14 protein-coding genes are annotated in these 14,842 nt (G+C 33.7%); 8 read left to right on the top strand and 6 right to left on the bottom strand.

What is annotated here, in order from left to right:
• Positions 1 to 182 precede the first annotated feature (182 nt).
• Positions 183 to 1,793, top strand: coding sequence for an AAA family ATPase (locus tag Anndu_RS15970; RefSeq protein WP_464102137.1), 1,611 nt, complete (start codon positions 183 to 185; stop codon positions 1,791 to 1,793).
• 100 nt (positions 1,794 to 1,893) lie between these two features.
• On the opposite strand, the gene Anndu_RS15965 is transcribed toward Anndu_RS15970, so the two are convergent.
• Positions 1,894 to 2,343 (bottom strand): hypothetical protein, encoded by a 450-nt coding sequence (locus tag Anndu_RS15965; protein WP_464102136.1) that lies wholly within the window; start codon positions 2,341 to 2,343, stop codon positions 1,894 to 1,896.
• 59 nt (positions 2,344 to 2,402) lie between these two features.
• Positions 2,403 to 2,714 carry a DUF2499 domain-containing protein gene (locus tag Anndu_RS15960; RefSeq protein ID WP_464102135.1) on the bottom strand — a complete coding sequence of 104 codons (312 nt, stop codon included), beginning with the start codon at positions 2,712 to 2,714 and terminating at the stop codon, positions 2,403 to 2,405.
• Positions 2,715 to 2,950: 236 nt separating this feature from the next.
• Between Anndu_RS15960 and cbiE the strand changes: the two genes are divergently transcribed.
• The gene (cbiE, locus tag Anndu_RS15955) at positions 2,951 to 4,174 is read left to right on the top strand and encodes a precorrin-6y C5,15-methyltransferase (decarboxylating) subunit CbiE (protein ID WP_464102134.1); all 1,224 of its coding nucleotides are present in this window, start codon (positions 2,951 to 2,953) and stop codon (positions 4,172 to 4,174) included.
• A gap of 151 nt (positions 4,175 to 4,325) precedes the next feature.
• Here cbiE and Anndu_RS15950 read toward each other — a convergent pair whose 3' ends face one another.
• Positions 4,326 to 5,120, bottom strand: a complete 795-nt coding sequence (locus Anndu_RS15950; RefSeq protein ID WP_464102133.1) for an SDR family NAD(P)-dependent oxidoreductase — start codon at positions 5,118 to 5,120, stop codon at positions 4,326 to 4,328.
• Positions 5,121 to 5,671: 551 nt separating this feature from the next.
• On the opposite strand from Anndu_RS15950, the gene Anndu_RS15945 reads away from it, so the two are divergent.
• Entirely contained in the window at positions 5,672 to 7,153 is a 1,482-nt protein-coding gene (locus Anndu_RS15945) for a leucyl aminopeptidase (RefSeq protein ID WP_464102132.1), read from the top strand.
• A 97-nt stretch (positions 7,154 to 7,250) separates the two neighbouring features.
• Here the strand turns inward: Anndu_RS15945 and Anndu_RS15940 are convergent, their stop codons facing one another.
• Positions 7,251 to 9,380, bottom strand: coding sequence for a recombinase family protein (locus tag Anndu_RS15940; RefSeq protein WP_464102131.1), 2,130 nt, complete (start codon positions 9,378 to 9,380; stop codon positions 7,251 to 7,253).
• A gap of 356 nt (positions 9,381 to 9,736) precedes the next feature.
• On the opposite strand from Anndu_RS15940, the gene Anndu_RS15935 reads away from it, so the two are divergent.
• Both Anndu_RS15935 and cysE read left to right on the top strand, forming a co-directional pair.
• Positions 9,737 to 10,480: a phytanoyl-CoA dioxygenase family protein gene (locus Anndu_RS15935; RefSeq protein ID WP_464102130.1), complete on the top strand. Its 744-nt coding sequence runs from the start codon at positions 9,737 to 9,739 to the stop codon at positions 10,478 to 10,480.
• Positions 10,481 to 10,736: 256 nt separating this feature from the next.
• A complete protein-coding gene (gene cysE, locus Anndu_RS15930) occupies positions 10,737 to 11,483 on the top strand; it encodes a serine O-acetyltransferase (protein WP_464102129.1) in 747 nt (248 codons plus the stop codon).
• Between the two features lie 10 nt (positions 11,484 to 11,493).
• Here the strand turns inward: cysE and Anndu_RS15925 are convergent, their stop codons facing one another.
• Positions 11,494 to 12,078, bottom strand: a complete 585-nt coding sequence (locus Anndu_RS15925; RefSeq protein ID WP_464102128.1) for a hypothetical protein — start codon at positions 12,076 to 12,078, stop codon at positions 11,494 to 11,496.
• Positions 12,079 to 12,121: 43 nt separating this feature from the next.
• The gene (gene rimI / locus Anndu_RS15920; protein ID WP_464102127.1) at positions 12,122 to 12,685 is read right to left on the bottom strand and encodes a ribosomal protein S18-alanine N-acetyltransferase; all 564 of its coding nucleotides are present in this window, start codon (positions 12,683 to 12,685) and stop codon (positions 12,122 to 12,124) included.
• 168 nt (positions 12,686 to 12,853) lie between these two features.
• Here rimI and Anndu_RS15915 point away from each other — a divergent pair, with 168 nt between their 5' ends.
• The 3 genes from Anndu_RS15915 to Anndu_RS15905 all read left to right on the top strand — a co-directional run bounded on the left by Anndu_RS15915 (position 12,854) and on the right by Anndu_RS15905 (position 14,811).
• Positions 12,854 to 13,294 (top strand): hypothetical protein, encoded by a 441-nt coding sequence (locus Anndu_RS15915; protein ID WP_464102126.1) that lies wholly within the window; start codon positions 12,854 to 12,856, stop codon positions 13,292 to 13,294.
• A gap of 70 nt (positions 13,295 to 13,364) precedes the next feature.
• Complete coding sequence (locus Anndu_RS15910) at positions 13,365 to 14,477, top strand: ABC transporter ATP-binding protein (protein WP_464102125.1); 1,113 nt, start codon at positions 13,365 to 13,367, stop codon at positions 14,475 to 14,477.
• A gap of 124 nt (positions 14,478 to 14,601) precedes the next feature.
• A complete protein-coding gene (locus Anndu_RS15905) occupies positions 14,602 to 14,811 on the top strand; it encodes a glycogen debranching protein (protein ID WP_464104131.1) in 210 nt (69 codons plus the stop codon).
• Positions 14,812 to 14,842 lie beyond the last annotated feature (31 nt).

The following is a 14,842-nucleotide window of genomic DNA, read 5'->3' as shown; positions in this document are numbered from 1 at the left end:
CTCCATCGAGAGAGGAGCTTTTATTAATTGTTAATTGATCAAATGATATTATTAAAATAATATCATTCTTACTAAATTAATAAAAAACCAAATTAAATCAATTTTTTAATGGTTTTAATCAATTGTTATTACTTTTACCTTTTATCTTGTTCTGTGCAAGAAGTCTAATCTAATCATAAATCATGAATTATCAAACTTTAATTCCCCATCATCATCAAGATTTAATTAATGAAATTAATTTAATGTTAAGGGCTAGATACCCTTTATTATATATTGTTTCGGCGGAAGAAGAACCAGTCGATCGAATTTTTAATATTATAGCTCAACAAATTGAACCCCAACGCACAATTTTAAGTTGGGATATTGTTAGGGGATGGCATGATAATGGCATGGCTAAAGGTTCACCCATGACAGCTTTAGAAAGAATTAAAAAAGAAGATAATCAACAAAATATGATCTATCTTTTAAAAGATTTACACCCTATTTTAAGACAACCAAATGATAAAAGTAATGCACCAATTATCAGAGAAATTAAAAATTTAACTAAAGATTTAAAACGTAGTAGTAATTGTTTAATTTTAACCAGTCATACTTTAGAAATACCGCCAGAATTTCAAGAAGAAGTAACAATTATTGATTTTCCTTTACCTAATATTGAGGAGATAGATTTTTTAATTAATCAGTTAGTTATTCCTGAAAAATTAAAGTTAGAAGGCTTAGGAAAAGAACAATTAATTAAGGCTTGTCAAGGCTTAAGTCGCGCCCGTATTCATCGCATTTTAGCAAAAGCTTTAGCGCAAAAACAGGAAGTTAATGAAACGGATATTGAAAAAGTATTAGATGAGAAAAAACAGGCCATTAGACAAACGGGAATTTTAGAATTTTATAGTAGTCATGAATCTTTAAAAAATGTGGGGGGCTTACAAAATTTAAAGCAATGGGTAAGAATGCGAAAAGATGCTTTTACGGAGGAAGCAAGACGCTACGGTATCCCCAATCCCAAGGGGGTATTACTAGCAGGAATACAAGGCACTGGTAAGTCTTTAAGTGCAAAAACTATCGCCTATGAATGGCGTTTACCACTGTTAAGATTAGATGCGGGTAGATTATTTGGAGGAATCGTGGGAGAGAGCGAAAATAAAGTCAGACAGATGATCAAATTAACAGAAGCTATCGCACCTTGTGTGTTATGGATGGATGAAATTGATAAGGCTTTTGGTAATATTTCAAGTAGTATTGATGGTGACTCTGGAACATCAAGAAGGGTTTTTGGTTCTCTGATTACTTGGATGCAGGAAAAAACCGCTCCTGTTTTTATTGTGGCGACTGCTAATAATGTTAATATTTTACCTGCTGAATTGTTAAGAAAAGGGCGTTTTGATGAGATATTTTTCCTGAATTTACCAACAGAAATTGAGCGAAAAGATATTTTTAAAGTACATTTACAACCCCTAAGGCCGGCACGTTTAAGAGAATTTAATTTAAACCTTTTAGCCAAAAAAACTAATAATTTTAGTGGCGCAGAAATTGAACAGGTTATTATTGATGCAATGCACCTTGCTTTTGCTACAATTGATAGTAATGGTAATCGCAGAGATTTTACCACCGAAGACATTTTACGGGCGATCGATCAAACCGTACCTTTAGCGGCGATCGCAAAGGAAAAAATCGAAGAATTAAAACAATGGGCGGCACAAGCAGGGGCGCGCACGGCTTCCGTTGATACCCAATTAACTTCTGAATTGAAAAAATACTCTTTAGATCAGGGAATTTCACCTTTAGAAGTTGATTAATTTTTGTTAGTAGTTAATAGTTATTTATTATGATCAATTAATTGGAGTTAATTAAAATTTTTAGTTTAAATTTCAAAAATAATTAATTATTAATTATTTATTAACTATCATTTTGAAAAGGATTTAACCATTGATAAAATAATCCTAAATCAAGGATAAAACGGCTAATTAAAAAGCAAAATATACTTTCAATAATTAGAATTAAATAGGGTATTACATCAAAAAAATTAATATGATTTAAACTTTCTAATAATACTAAACCCCTAGTTAAAGCAAAGGCCAAAACTGCCCCATCTTTGAGGTGAGAATTTTGATCCGTGCGGATGATATAACGATAGGTAACACCAAATAAAAACCCCGTAAAACCTGAAATTATAATCAATTTCCAGAAAAATTGATCGTCAATTTTGGTTAAGAAATTGGCTAAATTATTAAATTTTATGGTTAAAATTTTTTGATTAAATAATCTTACTATAAAATCAGCAATCAGAAAAGTAATACCTCCTAAAATTCCTGCTTTTACAGATTCAATTCTTTCAATTTTGATCATGTTATTTATTAGTTATTTGTTATTTGTACTATAGGCATCTTGCCCATAATAAATTAAAATTAATTATTACTTTTAAAATTAGAAGTTTGATACCAAATAAAACCGGCCGCAATACATAAAGTAATATTGCCTAAAACCGTTGTACTGGCTTGAATTGTTACTAACCATTCTAAAGATTTAAGATTATCAAAAAAGTGCCATGTACAAGCACACATCGCACTAATTAAAGCAGGTAACATGGCAAAAGATAAGCCCCACCAATAATATTTTTTAGTTAATTCTCCATAACTCCAAATTAACCAAATAGCGGCGATCCATTCAATCACACTTGAGATATGAATGATCCATGTTGGGATTGATAAAACGTGCATAAATTCAATGTTTAATTTACTAAAAAAATCAAAAAGGCAAATTAATTTAATTGTTTAAATTATTATGATACAATAGAAAATATCATAGGTGAGGCTATTTTTTCAAGTTAAAAATTAAAATTTTACAATTAATTACAATTAAAAATAATATGATTCAATCAAGTTTTTAGAATATTTTATTTATTGAGATTCTAAAAATTTGATCTATTATTTAATATTAATTATCATCATAAACTATGACTAATCAAAATAAATGGTTATCTATTGTTGGTATTGGTGAAGATGGTTTAAATGGCCTTTCTTTAGTGGCGCGATCGCTGATCGATCAAGCGGAAATTTTAGTAGGAGGTGAACGTCATTTAAAGATGTTACCAGATCATGATCCCCGTTTAAAAATTGTCTGGTCTTCACCTTTAGAAAATTCAATTAATACTATTCTTAACTATCGAGATCACAATAAAAAAGTTTGCGTTTTAGCCAGTGGCGATCCCTTATGTTACGGCATCGGAGTCACCCTCACTGCCCGTTTTCCTTTAAGGGAAATAACCATTATTCCAGCCCCTTCTAGCTTTAGTTTAGCCTGTTCTCGCCTCGGTTGGTCATTAACACAAGTGGAAACTTTAAGCCTTTGTGGTAGGGATCCGGCCTTATTACATCGTTTTTTATATCCAAACGCCCAAATTTTAATTTTAAGCGCCGATCGCCGCACCCCCTTAAAAGTTGCGGAAATTTTAAATCAACGGGGTTATGGGGCGACTAAAATCACAATCCTTGAACATTTAGGCGGTGATCGAGAAAGAATCATTGAAGGCATGGCCGCCGATTGGAATACAGATGATCTAGCGGATTTGAATTTGATCGCCCTCAACTGTGTGGCCGATCGTGAAACGGTGATTTTAAATCCCCATTTACCAGGCCTTGCCGATCAAGTGTATCACCACGATGGCCAATTAACCAAAAGGGAAATCAGGGCGATCACCCTCTCAACTTTAGCCCCCCTACCCCATCAACTATTATGGGATGTGGGGGCAGGATGTGGATCCATTGCGATCGAATGGATGCGCAGCGATCGCCGTTGTCATGCCATTGCGATCGAACAACACCCCCAAAGATTACAATATATTGCTGACAATGCCATCGCCCTTGGCACTCCCAACCTAGAAATTATCGCCGGATCCGCCCCTTCAGTTTTAAAAAACCTGCCCCAACCTAACACCATTTTTATTGGGGGGGGAGTCACAGCCCCCCAAATGTTGGAAACTTGTTGGAATGCCCTTCCCCAAGGCGGAAAACTGGTAGTAAATGCAGTCACCGTAGAAAGTGAACAAAAATTATACCAATGGCAACAAGAAAAAGGCGGAAATTTAACCCGAATAGCCATTCAAAGAGCCGAACCTGTGGGAAAATTTTTAGGGTGGAAAGCCTTATCTCCTATTACCCAATATTTAGTTTTAAAATAATTAGTAGATTTTTGACACAAGTTAGGGGAAAGGTAAAACTAATAATAATTCATTAAAACTGTTAAAGAATTGATTAAATTTAGTTTTTTATTAATTAACAATTATCGTAGGGATTAACGGCCATTAACCCCCACAATCCTTATATAATGACCTAAGTTTCTGAAGTCTCGGTTAAAGGATTAGTTATTAAGAGAATTTTCTCCAATAACCAAGGGGCAAACCTCTGACACCAAACGGCTAAATGACTTTGCCAACCCACTAAAATTTCTGATTTACCTTGATTTAAGCCGAAAATTAAAGCTTGAGCCACTTTTTGGGCAGTAACGGGCATTACACCCTTAAATAGTTTTAAACTGCGACTCATATCCGTATCTGTCAAAGTTGGCAATAAAGCCACTACTTTAATATTATAAGGGGCTAATTCTCCTCTCAAGGCTTGGGTAAAGCCTAAGATCGCAAATTTAGTCGCCGAATAGGTTGACATGGTAGGCGCGGCCACTTTACCCATTAAACTAGAAACATTAACAATTGTACCCTGTTTAAGATTGGCCATCCGTCTTGCCATTAAGCGGGTGATGGTGTACATCCCCATGAAATTTAATGACATTTCTTCACGCACTTGGGCAAAGCGAGATTTTAAAAAGGGCGTTTGATGGGCAACTCCGGCACAGTTAATTAAAATGTCTATGGGGGCATGATCCCGCCATGTTTGGGCGATGGCAATATTAACGGCAATGGGTTGAGTCAAGTCTAAGGGTAAAATAACCGTTTCAACATGGGGATCAATTTTGTTAATTTCCGTTGCCAGATCGGTTAAACGGCGAGAGTCTCTGGCAACTAAAATTAATTTTTTGATTTGATGATGAGCTAATTCTAAAGCGATCGCTTTACCGATCCCACGGGATGCTCCCGTCACTAAAGCTGTTTTTCCTTGAATTTTGGTCATAAAAACCTCCCTCCCTGATCAGTGAACAGTCATCAGTAATCAGTTAACATTAGGATTTAATTCTGATTTCCTCAGATTAAATTGATCACAATTTTGTTATTCTCATTACATTAAAATCTGTTAAATCTCCTGATTTCAGGGATAATCTTATTTTAAATTTGTAAAAAAATCTTGTTTCTTAACTTGGGGATAACCTTGCAACTTGATTATTTATGGTTCGGCCTTCAACTGACTTAAGTTGCATCACTTGACCGTTATCACCCTTGATCTTCTAGCGGAAAATCAATTCACCTGTACTGTTAATTGTTGATTCATAATGTAGAGCATTTTTTTCGTCTCCTATGAGTATAAATACATGATTTGCTCTCGCCTATACACACATTAACAAAAAAATCAAGCCTTTGCAACAATTTGTTACAGTAAAAAAAGTGTACACAGGAAACCTTAAACAGTGAAAGCTCAACAATAGATTAAAAAGCATTTTCGCAATTGGATTTGATCTAAAGTATAATAAAAGCTTACTGTAATTATCTTTAGGTCTATCATAAACAATGCAAATTTACGGCAAACAAATATCCCTTTTAGATTGGAGTGGAGATGCTTTAGCTCTAGGCTTTTTTGAAAGTGAAGAAATTGTTACCCTTAGCCCTGAAATGGCTGAACTTGATGCTAAACTTTCCAATCCCATCAGTGAATTAATCCATGAAAAAGAATGTAAAGGTAAAGCCGGATGTGTCTGTTTTACCCGTGTTGGGAGTAATTCCCCTATTCGTAAAATTATCATTGTTGGTTTAGGTAAATCTGATCAATTTTCTCTTGATACTCTACGCAAAACGGGCGCGGCCATCGCTCGATTAGCTAAAAAAGAAAAAATTAAAACTCTTGGCCTTCAACTGCCTTTTGTCAATCAAGATCAAGAGGCTTCCGCCAGTGCGATCACCGAGGGGATCATCCTTGCCCTTCATCAAGATAACCGTTTTAAATCAGAAGTCAAAGATCAGGAAATAAAACTGGAAACCGTTGATTTAATTGGTTTTAGTCAGCTTAAAAATGGGATCACTCGCTCCGAGCAAATCTGTTCAGGGGTAATTTTAGCCAAAGAATTAGTTAACGCTCCGGCCAATTTTGTTAATCCCATCACGATGGCGGAAACTGCTCAAGAATTAGCTCACAATTATGGGTTAAAATTAGAGATTTTAGAGCAGGAAGATTGTGAAAAATTAGGCATGGGATCATTTTTAGGAGTAGCCAAAGCCTCAGATTTGCCTCCTAAATTTATTCACCTGATTTATGAGCCTTCCGGTAAGCCTCGCCGTAAACTGGCGATCGTGGGTAAAGGTTTAACCTTTGACTCCGGCGGTTTAAACTTAAAGATCAGTGGTAGCGGGATCGAAAGTATGAAAATGGACATGGGGGGAGCGGCCGCCACTTTAGGCGCGGCCAAGGCGATCGCCCAACTTAAGCCCGATGTGGAAGTGCATTTTATTACGGCGGTAACGGAAAATATGATCAGTGGACGGGCTTTGCGGCCGGGGGACATTTTAACCGCTTCTAATGGCAAAACCATTGAGGTTAATAACACCGATGCTGAAGGGCGTTTAACCCTTGCTGATGCCCTCGTTTATGCGGAAAAATTAGAATTAGATGCGATCGTAGATTTAGCTACTTTAACAGGTGCTTGTGTGGTAGCGTTAGGAGATGATATAGCCGGCCTGTGGTCAACGGATCAAAAGTTAACGGAAGAATTAAAAATAGCCTCAGAAAAAGCGGGTGAACCCATTTGGGAAATGCCTCTGAAAGAGGAGTATTTTGAGTTAATGAAATCCCCGATCGCCGATATGAAAAATACAGGTAGTCGCAGTGGGGGATCGATCACGGCCGCTTTATTTTTAAAGCAGTTTATCGAAAAAACCCCTTGGGCGCATTTAGATATTGCTGGGCCGGTTTGGGCTGACAAGGAAAGCGGAATTAATAATCAAGGGGCAACTGGTTATCCTGTGCGCACTTTGGTTAACTGGGTTTGTGATAGTTAAATTTTTTGAGTTCACCCTCAACCCCCCCTTGAAAGGCAGGGGGTGAGGGTTTTTCTTACTTTGAAAACACCCTACTCGCTGATAGCTAACTGGTATATTAACTAAAATTAACCATATTTGAACCATGAACTAACATTAATAATGCTCCATTTTGTTCTGTTCCAGTAACACTTAAATCACTATGACATAGATAAACTTTTTGTTCAACTCTGGCTAATAAATCTTTTAAAATATGTTGTAAACGTGCTTGATTATTGTTTTCTTCTTCTTGAGTTGTGATCGGTTTTCCTAATCTATTTTTTAAAAATAATTGATAACCAAATAAATCAGAAGCCCCTCCCTGAGTCCAAAAACTTGACCCCGTATCTAACCAAAATTGATATTGATGAAATGAACGTAAAGAGCGATATTGAAAGATGTTGGCTAAGGTGATAACGGGTTTTTTCTCTCCAAAAAAGTTAACTGGTAAAGGATTAGCTGTAATTGTACCACGTCTTAATAAATAAATAAATTGGGCGATCGTTGAAGTTTGATAATTTAATATTGATTCATTTTTTCTGATTCTATGATCTACTTGCCAAAAATGTTGCGCCGTTTCCATTAATTCCCTAACGGCCGCTAATTGTTCAAATGGTAAAATATTTCCATTGACAAAAAAATAGGCGATTGCTTCATTTAATATCATAATTGGACGATCATATTTTTCTTTTTTAACTAAACTTTTTACATTTTCAATCCAATGATAAATTCGATCATAAGCTCTTGTGGTTTCATAGCCTAAACGATCCCAACGATTATATTTTTCATAGGGCAATAAATGGGGATTTTCTTCTTCTAAATAATAACAATATTCCGCTAATAATCCCGCTCTGACGGGATCAATTTCTGGTTGTAAACGGCGATTTTTTCCTTCTATTTCTATTGGTTTTTGACTTAAAATAACTAACATTTCAGCGATGGCATCTCGATCAGTTAATCTTCCTAAAAAGGGATAAATTAAGCATAAAAGAGTTAATAAAGCCCTAATTAAAGCGCTGCTAATCAGAGGACGTTGTTCATTTAACGGCTCGATCGGGATTTGATGGGCGCTCAATATTTCGATCAAGGTATAACGGGCGATCTCATCTAGGCCAGGGGCAATTAGGGCAATTTCTGAGGGTTTAACCTGTTCTTTTTTGACTAAATGAATAATTAAATCTGTAGTTTGACGTAATAACTCAGCCCTAGATACAGTTTGAATAGATTGAATTGAATCAGGTAATCTCGGAATGACAGTATTATTTTTTAAACTAGAGGTTATTAACTCAATTAAATTACTACTTAAATTGTCTGGGTTTTCTAAAGTTTCAATTTGACATCTTTGCGCTATAGTAAACAAATAGTCGGGATCAGCGTTTAAACCTTTACGAATCTTGCCATCAGGATTATAAGTAAAAATGCCGTCAAAGCCTTGATCTAAGAGCAAATCAAATAAATCCTTAGTAATGGCCGGATAATCGTCAAGATTATCCGCAAAAATCGCCTGATAACGGCGGAATAAATGTTTTTGATAAGTTAAATTTTTCAATAAAAATTGCCAATAAAGCTCATAAATAATACCATAGGTTAACAAACCTCTTTCTAAACAATAATCACGCCATTGTAATAATAAATTACCAATTTTGTGAGGTAAATTTAACTCATTTGGTTGATTTAAAAATATTTTTCCTTGAGTTAAAATATCACTAATTTTTTCACAGGGAATACCACTCGCACCTGCTAACTGTAAGAGATCCAAGGTGCGGCGCACAAAATTATATTCATTGCCAAAAACGGAGATCTCACTGGGATCAAGCTGATCCCGCCAAAGTCGAGTTGCCAGATCCTGTTCAGTTTCGGGGCGTAATCTGAGGGGAAACTGAGCTTTAATTTTTAACTGTTCAACAATTAAAGGAAAAAATAGTATGACTTCATCGGAAAAAAAGCCTAAAGGGGTTTTACAAATCACCGGATAACTACCTTTAACTGCTTGAGAAAGTTGATCTGCTAATTGTTTTTTATTTTCATTATTTCCTGCTAAAATTAAACTAGAGGGAGTCACAGGATTAAGTAAATTATGGGATAATTCTTGATTTTTTAAATGTTGATTGACCCATTGTTTAAATAAGTAGATTAAACGGTTAGTTTTACCTGTGCGACTTGTTCCCTGTATCCAGATTAATTGTTGATTTTTGTGATGATTTTTCATCTTTTTATTATTAGTTATAGTTGTCAAATTTTGAATTTTTCTGTTTTTTATTATAGCATTTTTAAAAATTAATAATTACTTGTAGTAAGATGTTTTGATCATAATGGGTTTTACAGTCAATTTTGTGCTTACCCCCTAGCAACCTCTCCCAGTTATCTCTTAAAATATTGATACTCCCTTGAAGTTAAGTTAAAGGCTAATAACAATCGTTCAATAAATTGAACTAATTTTTGTTATAAATTATCCAGTTTTTTTTATTTTTGATTTGTTATGATCAAAAACAAGCTAAAAATTGATTACAAAAAGATCACGGCGATATAAAGAATAATAAATTGAGAATTGCTAGAATTAAATTTATGAATGATCTAAAAAATTTACAATTAACTTTACAACAAAAAGGCGTTATTGTTGTCAAAAATATATTTCAACCTGAACAATTGTTACAGTTAAAATTAATGGCTGATCAGTGTTTTTTTGAGATAGAAACATTAATTAAAGCTAAAGGAATCAATCACATTAAATCATATTTACCTGAACATTATCAATTTTTACCCCATGTTACTTCTTTAAACATTTTGGCTTTAAATGATTATGATAGTTCAATTATACCAAATATTTTAAATTTAGTCAAAAATTCTTTAATTCAATCAATTTTAATTGAATCAATGGGAGAAAAACTTAAAGTAAATTTAACTCAATCTTGGTTAAGAAAACAATATGCTCCTTGTCGTTCTCCACGTTGGCATCATAGCCATAGTTGGCATCAAGATGGTTGTTTATGGCTCAATTTTCCTACTACTTCTGAAGCAAAATATTTAGATTTAGACTTGACTAATTTAATTACTTTATGGCTACCTTTAACTAATTGTGGAAAAGATGCTCCCTGCTTACAATTTATTACGAAAAAGTTAACTAAACCTTTACATTTTAATTATTTACAAACGGCAATTTTACAAAAAATTTTTGAAGAAAAAGATTTTTATACTCCTCAATTAACTTTAGGAGATGGAGTTATTTTTCTGAAGGGAACTTTACATCAAACTTATGTTAATTCTCAAATGATCAATGATCGTATTAGTGTAGAATTTCGCTTTTTTTAAATAGAAAATAAAGATAAAAGTGATAATTTATTTTTATAAAAAAGATGGTTAAAGTCTTGTTTCAAATAATAAAAAAGTAACAAAAAAAGCAACTTCAATCAATTATTTAATAGTTTTGATGAATTTTTATTCCTTTTTCCTTTTTTCCTGACTTGTGCAAGAACTCTAAAGATCAAGTCAGGAAATCTTTACTCCCAAAATTTCCATTCAAGGCTAAAATAATAAGTGTCCAATGTAACAAAATAGAAACGAAAATATGTTTTCAACTATTATTGCTGATTTTCGTATTATCTTTGAACGGGATCCCGCCGCTAGAAACTGGTTAGAAGTTTTATTGTGTTATCCGGGGCTACAGGTGTTAGTCTTTCATCGCTTTTCCCATTGGCTTTATAACTTGGGTTTACCCGTTATTCCTCGCATATTATCCCATTTTGCTCGTTTTTTAACGGGAATTGAAATTCATCCGGGGGCAACCATTGGTAAGGGTGTATTTATTGATCATGGAATGGGCGTGGTGATAGGCGAAACGGCAATTTTAGGGAATTATTGTTTGATCTATCAGGGCGTTACTTTAGGCGGAACGGGCAAGGAAAGCGGAAAACGTCACCCCACCTTGGGGGAAAATGTAGTAGTTGGCACGGGAGCAAAAGTTTTAGGTAATATTTTAATTGGTAATAATGTACGCATTGGAGCGGGTTCGGTAGTGTTAAGAGATGTGCCTTCAGATGCTACCGTAGTGGGCATTCCGGGGCGTGTGGTTTATCGTGGGGGGGCGAAAGTTGATCCCTTAGAACATGGTAAACTGCCCGACTCTGAAGCCAATGTGATCAGGGCGTTAGTAGATCGAATTGAAGCTTTAGAAGAACAACTTGAACAGTTACAAACACAAAAAATTCATAATAATATTTTAGTGGGAAATTTATCTAATAATCAACAAAATGGAGCAAATTGTAAGTTAAAAAATAAAGAAATTCTTGAATTTTTAGATGGTTCAGGTATTTAATTATTATTAATTATCTACGGGGATAAATTGGTGCTTCCTGTGCCATACTTAAGGCCATATAAAGTAAACTTTGTGTTTCTGTAGCCGGAAAACTAATAGTATAAATCATATAATCTTGTTGCCACATAATATTGGAAAAAGGTAGGGGGGGATTTTGTTTAGTTCCATCTAATAAATATCCCCTAATAAAATAACCTTGATAGTCGGGATTTAAAATAATTGATTCTCCTTTTCTGCTATATTCAACTAATTCATTAAATCTTTCTATTGAGTCGGCCCTTTCTACGGAAAAACTAGCTAATAAACAACTATACATCCCTTCTTGACAAGTAAAAACACTTAAGTTATATTTCAAAGGAAAATTAGAATAAAATCTATTAATAATTAGCTGATTTGGGTTAATATCTGAATGTTCAAAAACCTCAAAATAAGAAGGTAATCTGAAAGTTAATCCCGTAGGTAATTCATTAGCAATACTCTCAAGATAGGGTTGAAAAATAGGAGAGGGATCGGCTAATATTTTTTGATTATTGCTGAAAATACTAATCAAAATTCCACTAAATAATAAGCATTTTTTTAGGTAAGAATAAATCATTTTTTTACTCCCTTTTCAAACAAATTACAGTTTTAACGAATAACTAATAATTAATGACTAATGATAATTGATTTTGTTTCAGGCGATCGCTGATTTTTTGTTCCCATTGAATTAAATTATTTTGAAATTCAGGGTAAGCCAATTTTCCTAACCATAAAATTAAAGCATCTTCTCCCGTATCTTGATAATAATTTTTACGTTTTCCTGCTATTTGAAAGCCAAAACTTTGATATAAAGATAAAGCAATGTGATTAGTTGCTTTTACTTCTAAAGTAGCCCTTTCTAAATTAAATTTAACTGCATCTTTTAACAAATGAAATAACAAAAGTTTACCTAAACCTTGCCCTTGAAAATCAGGATGAATCCCCAAAATTATAATATGAGCTTCTTCTAAAATCCGCCAAAAACAACCGATCCCGATTATTTTTTCCACATCATAATTACAGGGCAAAATAGATAAACAAAAAATGCTACTATCAGAATGTTCTATTTCCCATTGATAATTATCTAAAGTCCATAAACCCCCTAAACATTGTTGATCTAATTCAACAACTTCTTGTAAATTTTTTTCAGTTAAAGGTTTAAGATAAAGATTAGTTAATGACATCTTAATTAATTACAATAAATAGGTTAATTTATATTTTAATCCTTAAAATTTACTTTCTTATGTTAAAATAAAAAAATAATCTAAAATTTAGATTGTTTAATTAATATTTAATTATAATGATTTTTGACAACTTAACTTAACTTGAATATGAAAAATTTTCAACAGATAATGTCAATTCTATTTCTGACAATTACTAGCTTGAGTTTTTCCTCTCCAGTCAAAGCCCAAAACTACTTAAATATTCAACTGCGTGATGCCCTCTGTCGTCAAAATTGGGCGGCGGCGATCGCTGTGATCGATCGAATGAAACAAGTAGCACCTAGCTATCGGCCTCAACTCAACGCCTATCGTGCTACTTTAGTCAATTTGAGAAACTCAAGGGCTATATTAGCCGGATGGCCTTCCGCCGCCTATTGTGCCGGAAATATGACTGAAACTCCCAATCCTCAGAATAACAATCCAACCAATCCTCCTATTAATCCCACCCCCAACAATCAAAATAATTTACCTACTCAGATTATTCCCAATCCTCTTAATCAGCCTTCAGTTAATCCTCAGAATAATCAAAATAGAACTGTTCCTACTTTTAACCAAGGAAATATCGGTTGATGGGAAATAAAAGATTATGATAATTGAAACAATTTTTAAAGAATAAACTCTCTTAATTATCATTATTATTATGAATAATATAAAAAATGCAGTTGAATTAGTCGGTGTATCTAAATCCTTTGTCAGTTCCCGCAACAAGGACATTCTGGCAGTAGATTATCTCAATTTACAAATTAAAGAAGGAGAGTTTTTTTCGTTATTAGGGCCTTCAGGCTGTGGCAAAACCACGATTTTGCGCATGATTGCCGGATTTGACAATCCCACCAGTGGCGAAATTTATATTAATGGAGAGTTAATGAATAATTTGCCTCCCTTTCAACGCCCAGTAAACACCGTTTTTCAGAGTTATGCTCTTTTTCCTCACTTAACAGTAGTAAAAAATATCGCTTTTGGGTTAGAAATGGAGCGATTACCCTCTTTAGAAATTGAATCTAAAGTTAAAGAAATAATTGATTTAGTTAAATTAAAAGGATTGGAAAATCGTTACCCCTATCAACTTTCAGGAGGGCAACAACAAAGGGTGGCCTTAGCTCGATCGCTGATCAAACGTCCAAAAGTTTTATTATTTGATGAGCCTTTAGGAGCATTAGACTTAAAATTAAAAAAAGAAATGCAATTAGAATTAAAACACACTCAGCAAAAAATCGGAATTACCTTTGTTTATGTCACCCATGATCAAGAAGAAGCCCTTACCATGTCCGATCGCATGGCCGTGATGAATGAAGGAAAAATTTTACAAATTGGAACACCGATCGAGATTTATGAAGAACCTAAAAATCATTTTATTGCTGAGTTTATCGGAGAAAGTAACTTATTAATAGCCAGAATTATTGAGAAAGACAAAAATAAAATAGTAGTATTAATAGATGATAAAATACCTTTACATATTAATTATGAAGATGATACTCTTAATTTAGGACAAATAGTAACTATTTTAATTCGTCCAGAAAAAGCCGTATTATATCCGGCCGATTATAAATTACCCGCTTCTTTAATGGGAATAGTAGAAGATGTGGTTTATATTGGCACAGATACTCGTTATTTAGTCAGAATAAATAATAATAATCGCTTAGTTATTCGGAAACAAAATCTTAATCGCTCAGTTTTAAGACAATTTTCCTGCGGTGAAAATGTCAAAATTCAAATTGCACCGGAGAGTATTCGGATCTTAACGGAAGTGTAAAAAAATGTTCTTGATTATTTGTTGAAGGAGTCTTTTTTTTTTATATTAAATCAAAAATATCATATTTAGATTATAATAAATTATCATCAAAAAAATAAAAAATTGTAATATAAAAAAGAAAAAAATTATGATTTGGATTAATGAACAAATAGACCCATCAGGAATCATTTATTCTTGTATTGCTTATAGCAATGAAAATTCGGCAAAAGACTGTTATCAAAGTTGGCTTAATGAGCTAACAGAAGACCAAAAAAAAAGCGGTTGGCAAGTTAATTTAAGAACAGTTGAATCATGGGATGATGTTCCTGTTAATGCTTTAAAATTAAGTTATTAAATGATTTTTTCCCTGTATTAATTAAGGGATT

The organism is Annamia dubia NIES-4383 (assembly GCF_055394725.1).
Note: the sequence above shows the minus strand (reverse complement) of the source record. Positions and strands in the feature narration are given on the sequence as shown.